The sequence below is a fragment of the Desulfitobacterium metallireducens DSM 15288 genome (genome assembly GCF_000231405.2).
Classification (GTDB): domain Bacteria; phylum Bacillota; class Desulfitobacteriia; order Desulfitobacteriales; family Desulfitobacteriaceae; genus Desulfitobacterium_A; species Desulfitobacterium_A metallireducens.
In genome coordinates this window covers 2,217,809-2,235,762 of sequence record NZ_CP007032.1, presented here as the reverse complement: position 1 = coordinate 2,235,762, position 17,954 = coordinate 2,217,809, and the positions used below count along the sequence as shown (strand labels likewise).

The window sequence follows — 17,954 nt, the reverse complement described above, 5'->3', positions numbered from 1 at the left end:
GGTGAGTACTATGGAAAATGAAGTCCAAAGTGTCGAATTAAAGGTTCTGGGAATGACTTGTGAACATTGCGTACGACGTGTAACAAAGGCCCTAGAGAGTCTCCCTGGGATAGAGAAGGTAGAGGTATCACTCGCTGAAGAGAAAGCTCGCTTTAATTGGGACTCATCACTGACCGATCGTCGATCGATACATCATGCGATAGAAGAAGCAGGCTATGAAGTGGATGATCCTGAATCCAAGGAGGATTTGTCTAATGTTACGGGTGAAGTTTCTGTCTATGGAATGACTTGTGAGCATTGTGTAAATCGCGTGCGTAAGGCACTAGAACAGCTCCCCGGATTAACAAATGTAAACGTGTCTTTACAAGATTCAAAGGCGAATTTTACGTATAAGCCAGATCAAGTTCCGGTGGAGGATATCCGCAAGGCAATTGAGGAGGCAGGTTATTTAACAACACCGCTTCTTGAAGAAGGTCAGGAAGAGATAGAAACGATAAATAGTTCTCCGGCAAGTGAAAAACAACAGTTTAAATTAACGGGCATGACCTGTGCTAATTGTGCTTTAACCATTGAAAAAGGTGTAGCGAAAATGCCTGGTGTAAAGCTAGCTGCGGTGAATTTTGCCTCCGAAAAGTTGGCCTTAGAATATGACCCGGAGGTTGTAAAGGCAGAAGACGTCTTGGCGAAGGTTAAGGACCTCGGTTATGGAGCTTACACTGAATCTCAAGAAGAGGGAAAGCAACAATTTAAAGTCAGTGGAATGAGCTGTGCTAATTGCGCGTTGACGATTGAGAAGAAATTAAAGAATACTGCAGGAGTCAGCTTAGCTAACGTCAATTTTGCGACTGAAACGGTAAGTGTGGAGTTTGACCCGAGTATCGTTAATCTCGATGGAATTTTTGAACAGGTTAAAGATGCAGGTTATATTCCGATTGAGAATAAAGAAGAGAACCGGGAGGATAAAGCAGTTAGAAAGCAGCTCTTTTGGTTGATCTTTAGTGCTGTTCTCTCTCTCCCACTCATGCCGCTCATGTATTTGCCTATGAGCAAGACGACGATGTACACCATGCTTATATTAGCAACGATTGTCCAATTTACATCAGGTTGGACGTTTTATCGAGGAGCCTATCATGCCTTGAAAAATCGTTCGGCAAATATGGATGTGCTCGTTGCTTTAGGAATTACGGCAGCTTATGGATATAGTTTCATGACGACTTTTCCCAATATTTTCTTTGAAGGACCAACTTTTTTTGATACCTCTGCTTTGCTGATCACCTTTGTCCGTTTTGGAAAATATCTAGAGGCCAAAGCAAAAGGTCGTGCTGGACAAGCGTTAAAACGGTTGTTGGAGCTACAGGCTGATAAGGCTAGAATTCTAATTGATGGCCAAGAAAAAGAAGTTCCTGCCTCCAGTGTCAAAATAGGAGATATCGTCGTTGTTAAACCGGGCGAAAAGATTCCGATTGATGGAGAAATCATTGAGGGACGAGCGAGCATTGACGAAGCGATGATCACTGGGGAATCGATTCCAGTTGATAAAGGCGTTGGGGATCCGGTTGTCGGTGCGACAATTAACACTTCTGGAAGCATTAAAATCAAAACGACGAAAACGGGTAAGGACACAATGCTTTCAGGAATTATCAAAATGGTTGAAGATGCCCAAGGTGTTAAACCCCCGATTCAACGTTTAGCGGATACCATTTCTAACTATTTCGTTCCAACGGTTGTTTCCATTTCATTGCTCACGTTTTTAATCTGGTATTTCTTGCTTCACAGCAACTTTGTGTTCGCATTTACCGCTGCCGTTGCAGTTCTAGTCATTGCTTGTCCATGTGCATTGGGTTTAGCCACGCCGACAGCGATTATGGTCGGAAGTGGGGTGGGTTTAAATCGAGGAATTCTATTTAAATCGGCAGCGGTTCTAGAAGAAATCTCAAAAGTTCAAGCGATTGGTTTTGATAAGACAGGCACCCTTACTAAAGGAAAACCTGAGGTGACCGATCTCGTGAGCTATAACGGATATTCGACGCAGGATTTGCTAAAGATCGCAGCCGCAGGTGAGAATCCATCTATTCATCCCTTAGCTCAAGCCGTTGTCGCGAAAGCAAAAGCGGATAAGCTCACGATTAACGAAGTTCAAAATTATCAAGAAGAGAGTGGTCATGGAACGATTTGTAACTACGAAGGCCAGCAACTTTTGATTGGAAATATGAAATTGATGCAGAAGCACAATGTGAGCTTAGGTAATGCTAATCAAGATTTTCAACGTTTAGCGGAGGAAGGTAAAACTACCAGCTTAGTGGCTTTGAAAGGTGAAGTCATTGGTTTAATCGCGCTTGCCGATGTTTTGAAGGAAACCACCCAAGAAGCCATTACGCGTTTACATCATTTGGGAATTAAGACCTTTATGATTACAGGGGATAATAAAAAGGTGGCGAACGTCGTCGGTTCACAAGTAGGAATTGACGAAGTGATTGCTGAGGTTTTACCTCAGGATAAAATCAATATCGTTAAAAAATATCAAGAACAGGGGCTAAAAGTTGCAATGGTGGGTGATGGTATCAATGATGCACCCGCTTTAGCTCAGGCTGATATTGGAATTGCTATCGGTTCTGGAACAGATGTAGCAAAAGAGACTGGGGATGTTGTCTTAGTGCGGAATGATTTGCTCGATGTCGAGCGATCGATTCGTTTAGGACGGAAAACCTTAAATAAAATCAAGCAAAACCTGTTTTGGGCGTTGATTTACAATACGATTGGCATTCCGATTGCTGCCGGTGTGCTCTACCCAATTACCGGGGAGTTATTGCCCCCTGAATGGGCTGGATTAGCCATGGCGTTCTCTTCAGTTTCAGTCGTAACCAGTTCCCTCTTGCTTAAGCGCTATGATAAAAAACTAGTGGATTGATCTGGATAATCAATTAAATCAATTTTGTTGGATTTCTTCAGGTTGAAAATGATTTGACTTGGAGAGAAATATAGATAGTGTCTTTGGAGGTGAAAAAGATGAGTCAAACCACTTTAAAAGTTGAAGGAATGACCTGTAATCACTGCAAAATGCATGTTGAGAAGGCGCTTCTCGGGGTTAATGGCGTCGAAGGAGCACAAGTAGACCTTGCTAAAGGTGAAGCAGTTGTTTCTGGAGCAGCGAGTCGCGAAGATTTAGTAAAAGCTGTTGTTGAAGCCGGATACGGTGCCCAATAAGAATAATTTTTCGCTAAACTGCCATACTTAGCTATGGATAGGGAAACTTCAGGTGGAGTACAAAACTCTATCTGAAGTTTCTTTATTTAAATCGTAGTGAGGTGATGACAATGGCTTTAGTTCCTTATGAGCCCTTTCGTATGTTTGAACCCATTTGGGAAGAGATGGATCGGCATTTTCACCCAGGTCGGGGAGAAGAAGCTCTATCGAAGTGGTTATATCGTGTGGACGTCGAAGAGACAGTGGAAAACGTGATCGTTACGGCAGAGATTCCCGGGATCGAAAATAAAGAAGACTTGCATCTTGAGATTGATGAAAACAAGCTCACGATACATGGGGAGATCAAACGGAACACGACAGAAACGGAGCGATTTTCACATCACTCAGAACGTTTCTTCGGTCGATTTAATCGCACGATCACGTTGCCTGCTGTGGTAAAAGCGGATGGTGCACATGCTGCGTATAAGAATGGCGTTTTGGAGCTTACTCTTTTAAAAGACCGTCATCCAGCAGCACGGAGCATTGAAGTTGATTTTCATTAATTAAGATGACGATTAAGACGACAAAATAGAAGGACCGATAGGGAAAACTTAAGTTTACCTTATCGGCCCTTTGATTTTGTTTTGCTTCTGTATTAAGAAGACTATTGTAACATGTTCCGCTCAGCCATTTGAATTGCCATTTTCACCATATTCCCGCAATCCCTTGAAGAAACCGCTCCAAAACCTTCTTGTCTTACGGTATCACCAAAGCCAAGTTCTTGGGCAATCTGTTGTTTAAGGCCTTCAGACATTGTATTCTGGCTACGCTTAGACATTAAGTCTCCTCCTTTCATTTGCAGGAAAGTAAATTGTAATTAACTTTGTCGTTTTACAAAGCAACTTTAGTTTGATATTTTAAAGAGCATAATATGCACATCAAAGGAAATTACGCTATACGAAGTAATTGAAGATTTATCTATTATTTCCTAGAAAAGGGTTGCAAAGAGAAGGACATTTATTTAATATAAAGAATATTCTACATATTAAATCTGAATTTTAAGGAGATTATCTCTAATAAAGATTCATCCCGGATGGGAAATAATGATATAGAAGAGGTGGTGAGAAGAGATGAATTATTCTGCAGCCTATGAAACCTCCTTGGCTTGTTTCCAACAAACTTCGATTGAAGAAATTGCTCAATTTTCAGGGTATCCTGTGCTAGACCATCAAATTCAGGTGAACTTTCTTGGTCAACAATTTACGGTGGAACATCCCTCAGGAAGATTCGAACCTGAACCCCAATTAGAAGGGGAACTCCCGATCTTCGCACGGATTCTTATTTTACATTATTTAGCGAATAAGTCTCCGGCAAGTGAGAACGGGAAATTTATTTCCTATAAAGAACTTCCCGGTGGTGGAATATATATTCAACCCTTTACCAATAGAGCAATTCGCCCGATGATTCAGTTTTTTGGAGAACGACCAGAAAGGCTAATCGACGTTGCTAAACCCATGGGGGGACTTCCAGCGAAATTAGGTGATGCTGGGGTAACTCTTAAAGTGTTTCCCAAAGTACCTGTGACACTTGTGCTATGGGGCGCAGACGAGGAATTCTCGGCTTCAGGGAATATTCTCTTTGATGGTTCTGCTCCAGAATTTCTTCCCACTGAGGATTATGCGGTCTTAGCCAGTTTTGTAGTGATGACACTGAAAAAATATGGAGAGCAAATAAACAGTGCTGACAGGTAATAAGAGCTTCCAATATAGATCATTTAGAAATCCACTTTCTCCTTTGCTATGTTTCTTAAGTAAGAAAGGAGCATAACATTTGGAGCAGTGGATTTTTTTTGTATGGAACAAATTCATCTGGTTTACACTAAATCCTGAAGGAGGTGTTTCTTCATTGCATACGTTATGGAAAGGATCTATTAGTTTTGGTTTAGTCAATGTGCCCATTAAAATGCATGCGGCGACTGAAACACAGGAGTTTCATTTTAATTATCTCCACGAAGCTTGTCATAATCGAGTCCGCTATATTAAAAAGTGCCCTCATTGCGATGTTGAAGTCAAACCCGAAGAGATCGTTAAAGGGTATGAGTATGAAAAAGAACGGTATGTTATTTTGGAAGATGAGGATTTAGCTGCAATAGAGCAGCCGATGAGTCGCTCAATCGATATCTTTAACTTTATTGATATTAAAGAAGTCGATCCAATTTATTTTCAAAAGTCATATTATTTAACGCCAGAAGATACGGCCCAAAAAGCTTACCGTCTCCTCTACCAAGCCATGTCGGATACGGGTAAAATTGCCATAGCGCGTTTTACTATGCGCTCTAAACAATATTTAGCCTGCCTAAGATCACTTAAAGACGGACTCGTTTTGGAGACAATGTATTATCCGGCAGAGATTCGCAATCTTGAGGTGACATGGGACAAGGTTACCCCGACGGAGACGGAGATTGCAATGGCGAGGCAATTGATCGACAATCTAGCCGTACCTTTTGAGCCTGAAAATTATCGAGATGAGTTGCATGAACAGGTGCGAGAAATGATCGAACGGAAGGTTGCTGGGGAAAGCTTCAAGTTTACCGCTGCCCCTGAACCGGGTAAAGTGGTTGACTTGATGGAAGCACTGCGCGCAAGTCTGGCTGTTACAGAACAAGAAAAAGGGAAACCCTTGTCTACAGTAGAGGATGAAGAGAAGCAAAAGCAGGCTGTAAATTATGTCAATGCTGTGAACTCAGCGAAGGAGGAGCCGATGACAGATGAACCCATCAAAGAGAAATCGACGTTAACTCCACGTCGACGGAGAGTCAGTCGGGCTAAAGGAGCATGAAGCCTATCCATCCTTTTGAGCCAGTACGAACGGAAAAATTCCCAGTAGGTGATAACTGGATAGCTCAGGTCAAGTGGGATGGGGTAAGGATATTAACCTACTGGGATGGAAATTCAGTTCGATTGTTTAATCGCAAAAAGAATGAACGGACGGTACAATATCCGGAACTGACTGAAATCAACACGTATTGCCATGCTGCTTCTTTAATCTTAGATGGAGAAGTGATTGCCTTGGAGAAAGGCAAACCATCCTTTCATAAAGTAATGAAGAGGGATGGTTTAAGAAGTATGGAAAATCTGAACTGGGCGCGTCGCAACGTTGAGATAAATTACATCGTATTTGATGTTCTCTTTTACAATGGAGAGTGGATTATTTCACGAACACTCGAACAAAGGCAACATCTACTCCAGAAGATCCTGCGGCCAGCGGAAGGAATTTACAGTGCAGATAATTTTTCGAATAGCGCTTCTTTATTCCAGGCGATTCAGGAACAAGAAATGGAAGGCGTTGTATGTAAGAACCTTCAATCTGCTTATGTTTTAGGAGGCAAGGACGCGCGTTGGAAAAAGATCAAGAATTATCGAGATCTTCAAGCCGTCATTGGGGGAGTAACCTTACGCGAAAATCAGGTTAATGCCCTGTTGCTGGGTGCTTATGATCCCGAGGGAAGGCTTTGGTATATTGGACATGCCGGAAGCGGCAAATTTACACGAGCGGAATGGAACGAGTTGACCCGACAGCTCCTAAATCTTAAGCAGAAGAACAGTCCTTTTATCAATCAACCGTCGCGACTACAAGACGCATTTTGGCTTGAACCTCAGTTTACGGTTAAAGTGAAGTTTATGGAATGGACCGAGGGAGGAACACTTAGACAACCGAGTATTCAGGCATTAATCCGAGTTTCTCCTCACGAGTGCCTACTGGAGTGAAGCGAAGTAATGGAGGTCAACATGCCCGATCTAAAGCAAGACACTTTTCCCGTGAAAGTCGACGGGCATATTTTGTCCGTAAGTCATTTAACTAAAGTGTATTTTCCAGAAATAGGCCTTACAAAAGGAGAAATTCTGAAATATTATACGGATATGGCTCCGTATATCTTACCCCATATAGCGCGTAGCCCTTTTGTTATGGTACGCTTTCCTGAAGGAATTCACGGCGAATTTTTTTATCAAAAAGAGTGTCCAGCACAAGCTCCAGAATGGGTAACCCGCTTTGAGGATCCGTTCTCTCAATCCGGTTTGACCTATGTTGTTTGTGATCAATTATCGACGCTAATGTATTTGATCAATCTGGGGTGCATCGAAATACATGCTTGGGCTTCGACGATTGATTATCCCGATCGACCGGAGTGGGCAGTATTTGATCTCGATCCAGATCCTCCCTCGGGGATAACAGAGGCTTATCAGGTGGCTCGTTGGCTAGGGGAAATTCTAAATGAACTCAAAATTAACTTTTTGGTGAAAACGTCTGGTTCAAAAGGAATCCACATATTAGTGCCTCTTATTCCCCAATTCTCGTATGAGGAGGTCCAGCGTGGTGTAGAAGGTGTCTGCCGATTTTTGTTAAGACAGCGCCCAGAAGCTTGTACGCTAGAACGGAGTATTCTCAAACGGGAGGGAAAAATCTATCTTGATTATATACAAAATGGTCGAGGGAGAACGATGGCAGGAATTTATAGCATTCGCCCGACTATTCAAGGTCAGGTTTCGACGCCGCTGCTCAGGGAAGAAGTCCTGGCAGGGGAAGATCCATCGCAGTTTACCGTGAGAAATTTAAAGAAACGGATTGATAAAGTCGGAGATTTGAGCCGGATTATGAAAGAAAAGATGGACTTTAATAAAATCCTACACTATTTCACCTAATTCGGTAAATACTGACATCGTTTGAGGAAGGAAAACTCTCCCAGGACACCGAATGTGGACTCGGGGAGGGATTGGTATGACTGAGAATAATATACGTGACGAAAAATTGATTCGAATCGCGTTTCATTCAATTCCGGGAGTAGGCAGTGGACGGTTACGGAATTTGATTGCCTTTTTTGGAAGTGCGCTTAACGCTTGGCAGGCTCCGGAGAAAGAGTTGAGAAAGTTAGGAAACGAATCTTGGGTCCAGGCTCTGATTCAACATCGTTCTCAATGTGATCCTGTTCAAATGGAAAAAGAATTAACTCAAAAAGAGATTGAGACGGTAATTCCGGAAGAAGATCATTATCCAGTCTTGCTACGGGAATTGGCAGATGCACCTCCCTTACTGTATTATAAAGGGAAACTTGAGCCAGGTGAGCAGGGAATAGCCATTGTAGGATCACGTAAAGCGACACCCTATGGAAGGGCTGCAGCTGAGTTCTTGGGAAAGGCGTTAGCGCAACATGGGTTTGTCGTTGTTAGCGGTTTAGCTCGAGGTATTGATACGGCGGCGCATAAAGGAGCTTTAGAGGGAAAAGGTAAGACTTGGGCTATTTTAGGCAGCGGCTTGGATCATTTTTATCCACCCGAGAATAGAAAATTAGCAGAGCAGATTATGCTTGAGGGCGCGCTTATTAGTGAATTCGCTCCAGGAGTTCCGCCTGAACCGCAGTTTTTCCCTATGCGAAATCGCATAATTAGTGGCGTTTCTAGTGGCGTTATCGTTGTTGAAGCGGCAATACGCAGTGGAGCATTAATTACTGTTGATTTTGCCCTAGAACAAGGGCGTGAAGTTTTTGCGGTACCTGGGCCTATTTTTAGTGAACAGAGCAAAGGGTGTCATCAATTGCTTCGTCAGGGAGCAAAATTGGTTGAGGAAGTGGGAGATATTCTTTCTGAAGTTTCGGCTGAATTTAGTGATAGATGTCACGAGATGCTTGGTAATGAGGACTCAAAACACCCCACTATTCTGGATTCAAAGCAAAACAAATCCTCGCCTGAACAATCGGAAATTTTGTCGATTCTGAGTGATCTTCCCCTGCATATAGACCAGATCGTTTTGCAATCTTCGATAAATCCGTCACTGGTTGCGCTCCTTCTTCTTGAATTGCAACTTGCTGGAGAAATCGAGCAACTTTCGGGTCAACGCTATGTATTAGCTCATAAGTGCTAGACATACTTTAGAAAAGACGTTAAGATTAGGCTAGTTTTAGGATTAAGAGGTTTAACTTTTTAAGGACTGTACATAATGAAGGATAGAGAGGATACTTGAGGTGAATTATGGCAAAGACACTCGTCATCGTCGAGTCTCCGGCCAAGGCAAAATCAATTAGCAAATTTTTAAGTAAGCAATACACGGTTAAAGCGTCCATGGGACATTTGCGAGATTTGCCCAAAAGCCAATTGGGAGTCGATATTGAAAATGATTTTGAGCCCAAATATATAGCCATTCGTGGCCGCGGAGATTTAATTAAAGAACTTCGGGTCGCAGCTAAATCCGCTGATAGGATATTGCTTGCCTCTGACCCGGATCGTGAAGGAGAAGCAATCGCATGGCATTTGGGGCATTTATTGGGAGTAGATATTAGTAGTAAGTGCCGGATTGAATTTCATGAGATTACGAAACCCGCCATTCTTGCTGCAGTAAAGCAACCTCGTCAGATAGATACCCATCGTGTCGATGCGCAACAAGCGCGTCGTGTTCTTGACCGCTTAGTAGGGTACCAGTTAAGTCCGCTCCTTTGGAGAAAAGTGAAAAAGGGGCTTAGTGCCGGTCGGGTTCAATCTGTTGCGGTTCGTCTTATTTGTGAGAGGGAAGAGGAGATACGTAATTTCATTCCAGAAGAATACTGGAGTCTTACCGCCCAGCTAAAGGCGGCTGGAGGGACGTTCAGTGCTAAACTGGTTAAAAAAGAGAATCAAAAAATTGCCGTTGCAAATGAAGAGGAAATGAAAAAGGTCTTTCTTGAGTTGGAGAAAGTGAATTATTCGGCTCAAGAGGTTCGCAAAAAAGAAAAAAAGAAGCAACCCGCTCCACCCTTTACGACAAGTACGCTACAGCAGGAAGCTTATCGTAAACTGAATATGTCTCCTAAACGAACGATGATGCTTGCACAACAACTCTATGAGGGATTGGATATAGGTAAAGAAGGGTCAGTTGGTCTTATTACTTATATGCGTACAGATTCTGTAAAAATTTCAGAGATTGCCCAAGCGGAAGCTAAGGAATGGATTATTCAACAATATGGTGCTGAGTATTATCCTCCACAAACTCGAGAATATACAAGTAAAGGGAGGACCCAAGAAGCCCATGAGGCGGTTCGTCCAACGTCTGTTCTGCGAACCCCCGATTCGCTGAAGGAATTCTTAAGTCGAGATCAACTTCGTTTGTACCGGTTAATTTGGGGGCGTTTTCTTGCCAGCCAGATGAGCGTTGCGTTGTTAGATACGTTAACAGTGGATGTTAGTGCGGGAACATTTCTTTTTCGTGCGAATGCATCGACTGTTCGATTCCCAGGATTTTTAGCAGTTTACGAAGAAAGTCAGGATGAAGCAAACAAGGAGTCTGAGGAAGGTTCTTTGGCGACCCAGGTCGTGCAAGGGGAAAGTTTAGAAAAGATGAGTCTTCAGGAGAAACAACATTTTACTGAACCCCCAGCTCGTTATTCTGAAGCCTCATTAGTTCGCAAAATGGAAGAAGAAGGAATCGGTAGGCCGAGCACATATGCGCCTACGATTGGAACGATTCAAAGCAGAGGCTATGTTGCTAAAGAAGGAAAACAACTTTTACCGACAGAATTAGGAGAGATCGTGATCTCCTTGCTTAAGGAGAATTTCTCAGACATTGTAAACCTCGAGTTTACTGCGAATTTTGAAGAGGAGCTTGATGAGATCGAAGAAGGGACTGTGCCTTGGCGGAGAGTAATTCATGATTTCTACACTCCGTTTGCCAAGAGCTTAGAAGAAGCAGAGGAAAAGATCGGCAAAGTCCAGATAGAAGATAAGGTCTCTGATGAGATCTGTGAGAACTGTGGACGAAATATGGTTATTAAAATGGGGCGCTATGGGAAATTCCTCGCCTGTCCAGGATTTCCAGAGTGTAGGAATACAAAACCTTTGCTAGAACAGATTGAAGCCAAATGTCCGAAATGCGCGAACCCCTTAGTAGTACGGCGTAGTAAAAAAGGTCGAAGATTTTATGGATGTAGCACTTATCCAGAGTGTGATTTTGTATCCTGGGAGTTACCTGCACCCGAGCCTTGCCCGGAATGTGGGGGGATGATGGTTATCAAAGGTTCGAAACAGGGTAAGCATTATACGTGTATAAATCCAGAATGCCGCTATGATAAGCCGGTGGAGGAGCAAGAATAGAGGAGAATAGATATGGCAGAGGTGACCGTGATCGGGGCAGGATTAGCGGGGGCAGAAGCAGCTTGGCAGTTAGCCGAGAGGGGAATCTCGATTACGCTTTATGAGATGCGTCCGGGAAAAATGACTCCGGCTCATCATACTGGGAATTTTGCTGAGCTTGTCTGCAGCAACTCTTTGAAGGGGGTAGGGTTAGACAATGCCGCCGGTTTGTTAAAGGAAGAAATGCGCCGCTTGAATTCACTTATCGTGAGTGCAGCCGATCACCATGCTGTTCCAGCGGGAGGGGCACTTGCCGTTAACCGGGAATTGTTTGCTAATGAAATTACTGAACGGCTTGAACAGCATGCCAATATCCAGGTTCGACGCGATGAGATCAAGAAAATTCCGGAAGAAGGAGTCGTTGTTATTGCAACCGGTCCTCTCACTTCGGATGACTTCGCCCAAGAAATTCAAAAGCTAACCGGTGAAGATGCGCTATCCTTCTATGATGCAGCAGCCCCTATTGTTACGCTTGAATCGATTGATTTAACGAAAGCATTTTGGGCCTCGCGTTATGATAAAGGAGATCCAGACTATTTGAATTGTCCAATGACTGAGGATGAATATAAGCATTTTTACGCGGAACTGGTACAGGCAGAGACAGCTGAGGTTAAAGGTTTTGAAAAAGGGAAAGTTTTCGAGGGGTGTATGCCTGTTGAAGTGATGGCAAGTCGCGGTGAACAAACACTTACCTTTGGCCCGTTAAAGCCTGTCGGCTTGGTTGATCCTCGAACGGGGAAAAAATCGTATGCTGTTGTTCAGCTTCGTAAAGAAAACCGTGAGGGGACACTCTTTAATCTAGTGGGTTTCCAAACCCACTTAAAATGGGGAGAACAGCAACGGGTGTTTCGTATGATTCCAGGTCTTGAACACGCGGAATTTGTTCGCTATGGTGTCATGCACCGTAATACGTTCCTTAATGCCCCACAGGTTCTTAAGGCGGATTTTAGTTTGAAAAACCGTCCAGAACTTTTCTTTGCGGGCCAAATGACGGGTGTAGAAGGATATATTGAGTCGGCTGCCAGTGGTCTTATCGCAGGAATTAACGCATCACGGTTGTTAAGAAATAAATCAACCTTACGTTTTCCAGCTGAAACGGCACTTGGAGCTTTAGCCCTCCACCTTGAGGGTTCCCCGAGTACCCATTTTCAACCGATGAATATCAATTTCGGGTTACTTCCTCCCTTAGGGGAGCGGATTAAAGCGAAACGAGAAAAGAATCAACGGATTTCGGAGAGAGCGCTGGCAAGATTGGACGAGTTCCTTCAAGAATATCAGTAAGCTAAAGGGGTGTATTACTCTCTAACTGTGAATTTGGAGGCTTGGTTTATGTTAGCAGATCAGGCGCTTGCGCTTTTTGATGGACAACTGAAATCGCAAAATCGTTCAGAGCATACAGTGATTGCTTATCATAATGATATTGCCCAATTCTTAAATTATTTAGGTCAAGAGAAGAGTTGTGATCCTGGAGAAATTTCATTGGAAGAGATTTCGGTGGAGTGGGTTCGTAGCTTTTTAGGGGACCTCACGGATCAAGGATTGGAGAGGAAAAGTATGGCGCGAAAATTGGCAGCTCTTCGCTCCTTCTCTAAACTTATGTGCAAAGAGGGATATCTTGACCATAATCCAGTTCAACGCATCTCAAGTCCTAAGTTAGGAAAAAAACTTCCGGATTTTTTATATTTGGAACAGATGGAAAAGCTCCTAAAAACCCCTGATTGTGCTACTGTTTTAGGAGCTCGAGACCAAGTCGTTTTAGAACTTCTCTACGGTTCAGGCTTACGGGTGAGTGAATTAGCGGGACTAAATCAAGAAGATGTGGATCAGGACCAGATGCTTCTTCGCGTCCGGGGTAAAGGAAAAAAAGAACGTATTGTTCCGATGACAGAATATGCGCTCAAAGCTATTCAAGTATATTTAGACATGAGAGAGCATTCACAAAGACCGTTATTGTTAAACTATCAAGGTTCTCGACTTTCTGTTCGGTCGATCCGGCGCATTCTAGATAAGCTGGCTCTCGAAGCAGGATTGCCCCAACACATCCATCCCCATATGCTGCGTCATTCGTTTGCTACGCATCTCCTTGACGGTGGAGCGGATTTGCGAAGTGTTCAGGAACTTTTAGGTCATGCCAAGCTTTCTTCAACCCAGATTTATACGCATTTAACCCGGGAACACCTGCGTCAAGTTTATGATGAAACTCATCCCCATGCGAAATCCAACTAAATATTCATAAATTCACAACAATTTCATACAATTCCACTTGACTCTGTTTCAATAAAACAGTAAACTCCCATTAGAAGGAGGATTTCCAATGTTTCATGCAACAACCATCCTAGCTGTTAAACAAGGAAATAAAGTGGCTATGGCTGGAGATGGACAGGTCACTTTTGGCGAAAACACAATTATGAAACATAAGGCTAGAAAGGTTCGCCGGCTGTTTCATGGAAAAGTTCTTGCCGGGTTCGCAGGTTCAGTAGCGGATGCCTTTACTCTCTTCGATAAATTCGAACAAAAGCTTGAACAATACAATGGTAACCTTCAACGAGCTGCCGTAGAGTTAGCTAAAGAATGGCGTATGGATAAGATGCTTCGCAATTTGGAAGCATTATTGCTTGTAGCCGATATGGAAAGTTTACTTCTGATATCTGGATCAGGGGAAGTGATTGAGCCAGATGATGGAGTTGTAGCGATCGGTTCAGGCGGAAATTATGCCTTGGCTGCGGCAAGAGCATTAGTTAATCATTCGAGTTTAGAACCAGCTGACGCGGTCAGGGAAGCGATGAAGATTGCATCAGCAATCTGTGTTTATACTAATGATCAAATTATCGTCGAAGAATTATAAGGGGTGAGCACATGGAACAACTCACACCACGGGAAATCGTCCGTGAATTAGATCGGGACATTGTCGGACAAAAACAAGCGAAAATGTCAGTTGCGATTGCCTTACGAAATCGCTATCGTCGATCTTTACTCCCTGAAGGTTTGCGGGAGGAAGTACTCCCTAAAAACATTTTAATGATCGGTCCAACAGGAGTAGGCAAGACCGAAATTGCGAGAAGACTGGCGAAGTTAGTTCGTGCTCCCTTTATTAAGGTTGAAGCGACGAAGTTTACTGAAGTCGGTTACGTCGGACGGGATGTCGAATCGATGATTCGCGATCTCGTAGAGATTGCTCTACGTATGGTTAAAGTGGAACGAATGAACGTCGTTGAAAGTGAAGCTGTAATAGCCGCCGAAAAACGACTTGTGGCGTTACTTGTTCCGGGTAAACGCTCGGAATCTCAATCTTCTAATCCTTTTCAGTTTCTTTTCAACCAAAATGAGGAGAAACAACCTGAAAACGTCACACCAGAAATTGAGCAGAACCGTTCGCTAGTGGCCGAAAAACTTCGGCGCGGAGAACTTGAAGATAAGGTCCTTGAAATTGAGGTCGAGGATAGCCAACCACTACTACCCGATCTAATGGGAAATAACGGGATGGAACTTAACTCGAATCTTCAGGATATGATGGCAGGTATGCTACCGAAAAAACGTAAGAAACGCAAAGTTACGGTGAAAGAAGCACGCCGGATTCTGACTTTGGAAGAAGCTCAGAACTTGATTGATCATGATGAAGCGGTTCAGGAAGCAATTCGCCGTGCCGAACAAGAAGGTATTGTTTTCTTAGATGAGATTGACAAAATTGCAGGCCGTGAGGGTTCCTCGGGCCCTGACGTATCAAGAGGCGGAGTGCAACGCGATATTCTTCCAATTGTTGAAGGGTCAACCGTTGTTACGAAATATGGTCCAGTTAAGACAGAACATATTTTATTTATTGCTGCTGGTGCGTTCAATATCACCAAGCCTTCCGATCTGATTCCAGAATTGCAAGGGCGTTTCCCTATTCGGGTGGAACTTGAATCTTTAAGTGTTGAAGACTTTAAACGGATTCTAACTGAACCTCAATCTTCACTGATTAAGCAATATAGTGCATTATTGGAAACAGAAGGCATAAAGCTGGAATTTTCCGAGAATGCTATTGAAGAGCTGGCGCAAGTTGCTTTTGATGTTAATTCCAATACAGAGAATATTGGGGCGCGAAGGCTTCATACGATTGTTGAGAAGGTTTTAGAAGAGCTTTCATTTGAGGCTTCAGAGTTGCCTGAAGATTACATGGTAACGATTAACCGTGAGTATGTACAGCATCGTTTGGGGGATGTTGCTCGTAACCAAGATCTTTCACGCTATATTTTGTAGGATGATAATCATCTATATTAAGGAGGAAATTTATCATGAAAACTTTATTAGAAAAAGCACGCGCAATTAACAAAATTATTCAACGGGCAGCAGGTCATCCTGTAGATTTTGAAGAAATGGCAAAAGTCTTAAGTGAAGCAATTGTTGCCAATTGCTATATCGTAGGACGCCGGGGAAAAATTATGGGATACAGCTTTATGACAGATTTTACGTGTAATGCAATGGAAGAGATCGTGGTTCATTCAGAACGCTTTCCTGAAAGCTATAATGAGGGATTGATGAAGGTTTCCGAAACAACGTCAAACACAACTCAAGTTGCTAACGGTTGCGTATTCAATGGACAGGAACGTTGTCACTTTAATAATAAGATTACAACAATTGTTCCAGTCCTTGGAGGCGGTGAAAGAGTCGGTACTCTCGTTCTAGCTAAATTTGATGAAGAATTCACGGATGAAGACCTCGTTTTGGCTGAATACGGGGGTACTGTAATTGGGATGGAAATCTTACGTGTGAAAGCGGAACGTGCAGAAGAGGAAGCTCGCAAAAAAGCGGCTGTGCAGATTGCAGTTGGAACGCTTTCTTACTCCGAGCTTGAAGCAGTTGAACATATCTTCGCTGAATTAGGTGGTGGCGATGGGTTACTCGTAGCCAGTAAAATTGCGGACCGAGTAGGAATCACTCGCTCAGTAATTGTTAATGCTCTTCGCAAATTTGAATCTGCGGGCGTAATCGAATCTAAATCCCTAGGTATGAAAGGGACCTATATCCGTATTCTCAATGATTATTTGTTAGATGAGCTTGACAAAATGAAACATAACAAGTAGAGCAAAAGGGTGGGATGTTTATGCAGGAAGAGGAGCATGAATATCATTATCAGCTTAAACCCTTGATTTTTCCAGGAATACTATTTTTAATAGGGTACCCGGTGATGATCTTGCTTATAGTTCTCGCTTTCAAAATATCGATCCTTGAACGCTACATCTTGTCAGGACTTTATATCGCAACTCTTCTGGGAATACTCGTCTTGTGGATTTATGGCCGAAGTAAACACCTGCGGATTGACGAGGATCGTATTATCTTTTATTCGTTAGCAGGAGAGCATCTGCTTGCTCCCGAGGATATCCGGCGGGTTGCGCTTTATACCTCGCCTAAAGGTGAAGAAGTGGTGCAGATTAAAACCAGCCATAATCAGTTGTATTACATTTCTGAACTCTACTTTCCTTTTCCGGAACTGATGAGTGATCTAGAGCAATTTGTTGCAAATCATGCGATTCGTTCGAATATGAGTTGATGAAGTAGCAGATAGCCGCAGATATTCCTGAAAAACTGATCAGATTTTGTTGCAAAGAAAAACACGGTATGGTATTCTACTAAAGGTGTATTACACACGCAGTGGGATTTTCGATTCAAGTTCCCTGTATTCAGGGTGAATTGGAAGATGAACCTGCGGAGGAAAAAAACAAGGAGAGGAGGTGCAACACAATGGCTGTAATTTCTATGAAACAATTACTTGAAGCCGGTGTTCACTTCGGTCATCAAACACGTCGCTGGAATCCTAAGATGGCTCGCTACATTTTTACGGAGCGCAATGGTATTTATATCATTGACTTGCAAAAAACCGTTAAGAAAGTTGACGAGGCCTACAATTTCGTGCGTAATCTTGCTGCAGATGGGGGTACGATGTTATTCGTCGGCACCAAAAAGCAGGCTCAAGAGTCAGTGAAAGAAGAAGCTGAACGTTGCGGAATGTATTTTGTTAACGAGCGTTGGCTCGGTGGTATGCTGACAAACTTCCAAACTATTCAAAAGCGCGTAAATCGCCTTAAGGAATTGGAACGGATGGATGCTGAAGGAGTCTTTGAAATTCTTCCTAAAAAAGAAGTTGCTAATCTTCGTCATGAGATGGAGAAACTAGAACGTTTCTTAGGCGGAATCAAGACGATGAAGAAACTCCCAGATGCTTTGTTCATTGTTGATCCACGTAAAGAGCGTATCGCAGTTGCCGAAGCACGTCGTTTGAATATTCCTATCGTAGGTATCGTTGATACGAACTGCGATCCGGATGAGATTGATGTTGTAATTCCGGCTAATGATGATGCTATTCGTGCAGTTAAACTCTTAACTGGAAAAATGGCTGACGCTATTATCGAAGCTCAACAAGGTAGCCTTGATGAAGAAGCTGCCGAAGGACAAAGTGCGGCTGAGGAAGTTAGTGCTGAATAATTATCCCTCAGAGATTAAAGATAGGGAATAAAAAGAGGGGGCAGGGTGAAGAAGGGTTGGCTAAACTTCCCTGATGCTCATCCTGCCCTTTTTTAATTAAGTTTTTATGAAATCAAATTTTATATTTAAATTTAATATACATATAGTTGGAGGTTT

General features: G+C 43.0%; 17 protein-coding genes. 16 read left to right on the top strand and 1 reads right to left on the bottom strand.

Translation table 11 applies throughout. The annotated features are described in order from the left end of the window. The first annotated feature begins 10 nt into the window (after nucleotides 1–10). From DESME_RS10930 to DESME_RS10920, 3 genes are all read left to right on the top strand, one after another. Nucleotides 11–2,908 (top strand): heavy metal translocating P-type ATPase, encoded by a 2,898-nt coding sequence (locus DESME_RS10930; protein ID WP_006718207.1) that lies wholly within the window; start codon nucleotides 11–13, stop codon nucleotides 2,906–2,908. 98 nt (nucleotides 2,909–3,006) lie between these two features. Beyond that, nucleotides 3,007–3,204: a CopZ family metallochaperone gene (locus DESME_RS10925; protein ID WP_006718208.1), complete on the top strand. Its 198-nt coding sequence runs from the start codon at nucleotides 3,007–3,009 to the stop codon at nucleotides 3,202–3,204. Between the two features lie 110 nt (nucleotides 3,205–3,314). Next, entirely contained in the window at nucleotides 3,315–3,746 is a 432-nt protein-coding gene (locus tag DESME_RS10920) for an Hsp20/alpha crystallin family protein (protein ID WP_006718209.1), read from the top strand. Between the two features lie 101 nt (nucleotides 3,747–3,847). Here the strand turns inward: DESME_RS10920 and DESME_RS15720 are convergent, their stop codons facing one another. Continuing rightward, nucleotides 3,848–4,021 carry a small, acid-soluble spore protein, alpha/beta type gene (locus tag DESME_RS15720; protein ID WP_006718210.1) on the bottom strand — a complete coding sequence of 58 codons (174 nt, stop codon included), beginning with the start codon at nucleotides 4,019–4,021 and terminating at the stop codon, nucleotides 3,848–3,850. 292 nt (nucleotides 4,022–4,313) lie between these two features. On the opposite strand from DESME_RS15720, the gene DESME_RS10915 reads away from it, so the two are divergent. The 13 genes from DESME_RS10915 to rpsB all read left to right on the top strand — a co-directional run bounded on the left by DESME_RS10915 (nucleotide 4,314) and on the right by rpsB (nucleotide 17,798). Beyond that, on the top strand, nucleotides 4,314–4,934 hold the full coding sequence (locus DESME_RS10915) for a DUF3786 domain-containing protein (RefSeq protein ID WP_006718212.1): 621 nt from the start codon (nucleotides 4,314–4,316) through the stop codon (nucleotides 4,932–4,934). A gap of 154 nt (nucleotides 4,935–5,088) precedes the next feature. Beyond that, a complete protein-coding gene (gene ku / locus DESME_RS10910; protein ID WP_025248775.1) occupies nucleotides 5,089–6,021 on the top strand; it encodes a non-homologous end joining protein Ku in 933 nt (310 codons plus the stop codon). Continuing rightward, nucleotides 6,018–6,950, top strand: a complete 933-nt coding sequence (locus tag DESME_RS10905; RefSeq protein WP_006718216.1) for an ATP-dependent DNA ligase — start codon at nucleotides 6,018–6,020, stop codon at nucleotides 6,948–6,950. The genes ku and DESME_RS10905 overlap by 4 nt, the downstream gene beginning before the upstream one ends. 21 nt (nucleotides 6,951–6,971) lie before the next feature. After that, on the top strand, nucleotides 6,972–7,883 hold the full coding sequence (ligD, locus tag DESME_RS10900) for a non-homologous end-joining DNA ligase (protein ID WP_006718219.1): 912 nt from the start codon (nucleotides 6,972–6,974) through the stop codon (nucleotides 7,881–7,883). Nucleotides 7,884–7,959: 76 nt separating this feature from the next. After that, complete coding sequence (gene dprA, locus DESME_RS10895) at nucleotides 7,960–9,099, top strand: DNA-processing protein DprA (RefSeq protein WP_041483984.1); 1,140 nt, start codon at nucleotides 7,960–7,962, stop codon at nucleotides 9,097–9,099. A 107-nt stretch (nucleotides 9,100–9,206) separates the two neighbouring features. Further along, nucleotides 9,207–11,297 carry a type I DNA topoisomerase gene (topA, locus tag DESME_RS10890; RefSeq protein WP_006718223.1) on the top strand — a complete coding sequence of 697 codons (2,091 nt, stop codon included), beginning with the start codon at nucleotides 9,207–9,209 and terminating at the stop codon, nucleotides 11,295–11,297. A 12-nt stretch (nucleotides 11,298–11,309) separates the two neighbouring features. Then, nucleotides 11,310–12,617: a methylenetetrahydrofolate--tRNA-(uracil(54)-C(5))-methyltransferase (FADH(2)-oxidizing) TrmFO gene (gene trmFO, locus DESME_RS10885; RefSeq protein WP_006718225.1), complete on the top strand. Its 1,308-nt coding sequence runs from the start codon at nucleotides 11,310–11,312 to the stop codon at nucleotides 12,615–12,617. Between the two features lie 48 nt (nucleotides 12,618–12,665). Beyond that, the gene (xerC, locus tag DESME_RS10880) at nucleotides 12,666–13,562 is read left to right on the top strand and encodes a tyrosine recombinase XerC (protein ID WP_006718227.1); all 897 of its coding nucleotides are present in this window, start codon (nucleotides 12,666–12,668) and stop codon (nucleotides 13,560–13,562) included. Nucleotides 13,563–13,650: 88 nt separating this feature from the next. Then, entirely contained in the window at nucleotides 13,651–14,181 is a 531-nt protein-coding gene (gene hslV / locus DESME_RS10875) for an ATP-dependent protease subunit HslV (RefSeq protein WP_006718230.1), read from the top strand. Between the two features lie 11 nt (nucleotides 14,182–14,192). Then, complete coding sequence (gene hslU, locus DESME_RS10870) at nucleotides 14,193–15,575, top strand: ATP-dependent protease ATPase subunit HslU (RefSeq protein WP_006718232.1); 1,383 nt, start codon at nucleotides 14,193–14,195, stop codon at nucleotides 15,573–15,575. Between the two features lie 35 nt (nucleotides 15,576–15,610). Beyond that, complete coding sequence (gene codY, locus DESME_RS10865) at nucleotides 15,611–16,399, top strand: GTP-sensing pleiotropic transcriptional regulator CodY (RefSeq protein WP_006718234.1); 789 nt, start codon at nucleotides 15,611–15,613, stop codon at nucleotides 16,397–16,399. Between the two features lie 20 nt (nucleotides 16,400–16,419). Continuing rightward, nucleotides 16,420–16,866, top strand: a complete 447-nt coding sequence (locus tag DESME_RS10860) for a hypothetical protein (protein ID WP_006718237.1) — start codon at nucleotides 16,420–16,422, stop codon at nucleotides 16,864–16,866. A 191-nt stretch (nucleotides 16,867–17,057) separates the two neighbouring features. After that, nucleotides 17,058–17,798 (top strand): 30S ribosomal protein S2, encoded by a 741-nt coding sequence (rpsB, locus tag DESME_RS10855; protein WP_006718239.1) that lies wholly within the window; start codon nucleotides 17,058–17,060, stop codon nucleotides 17,796–17,798. The last annotated feature ends 156 nt before the right edge of the window (nucleotides 17,799–17,954 follow it).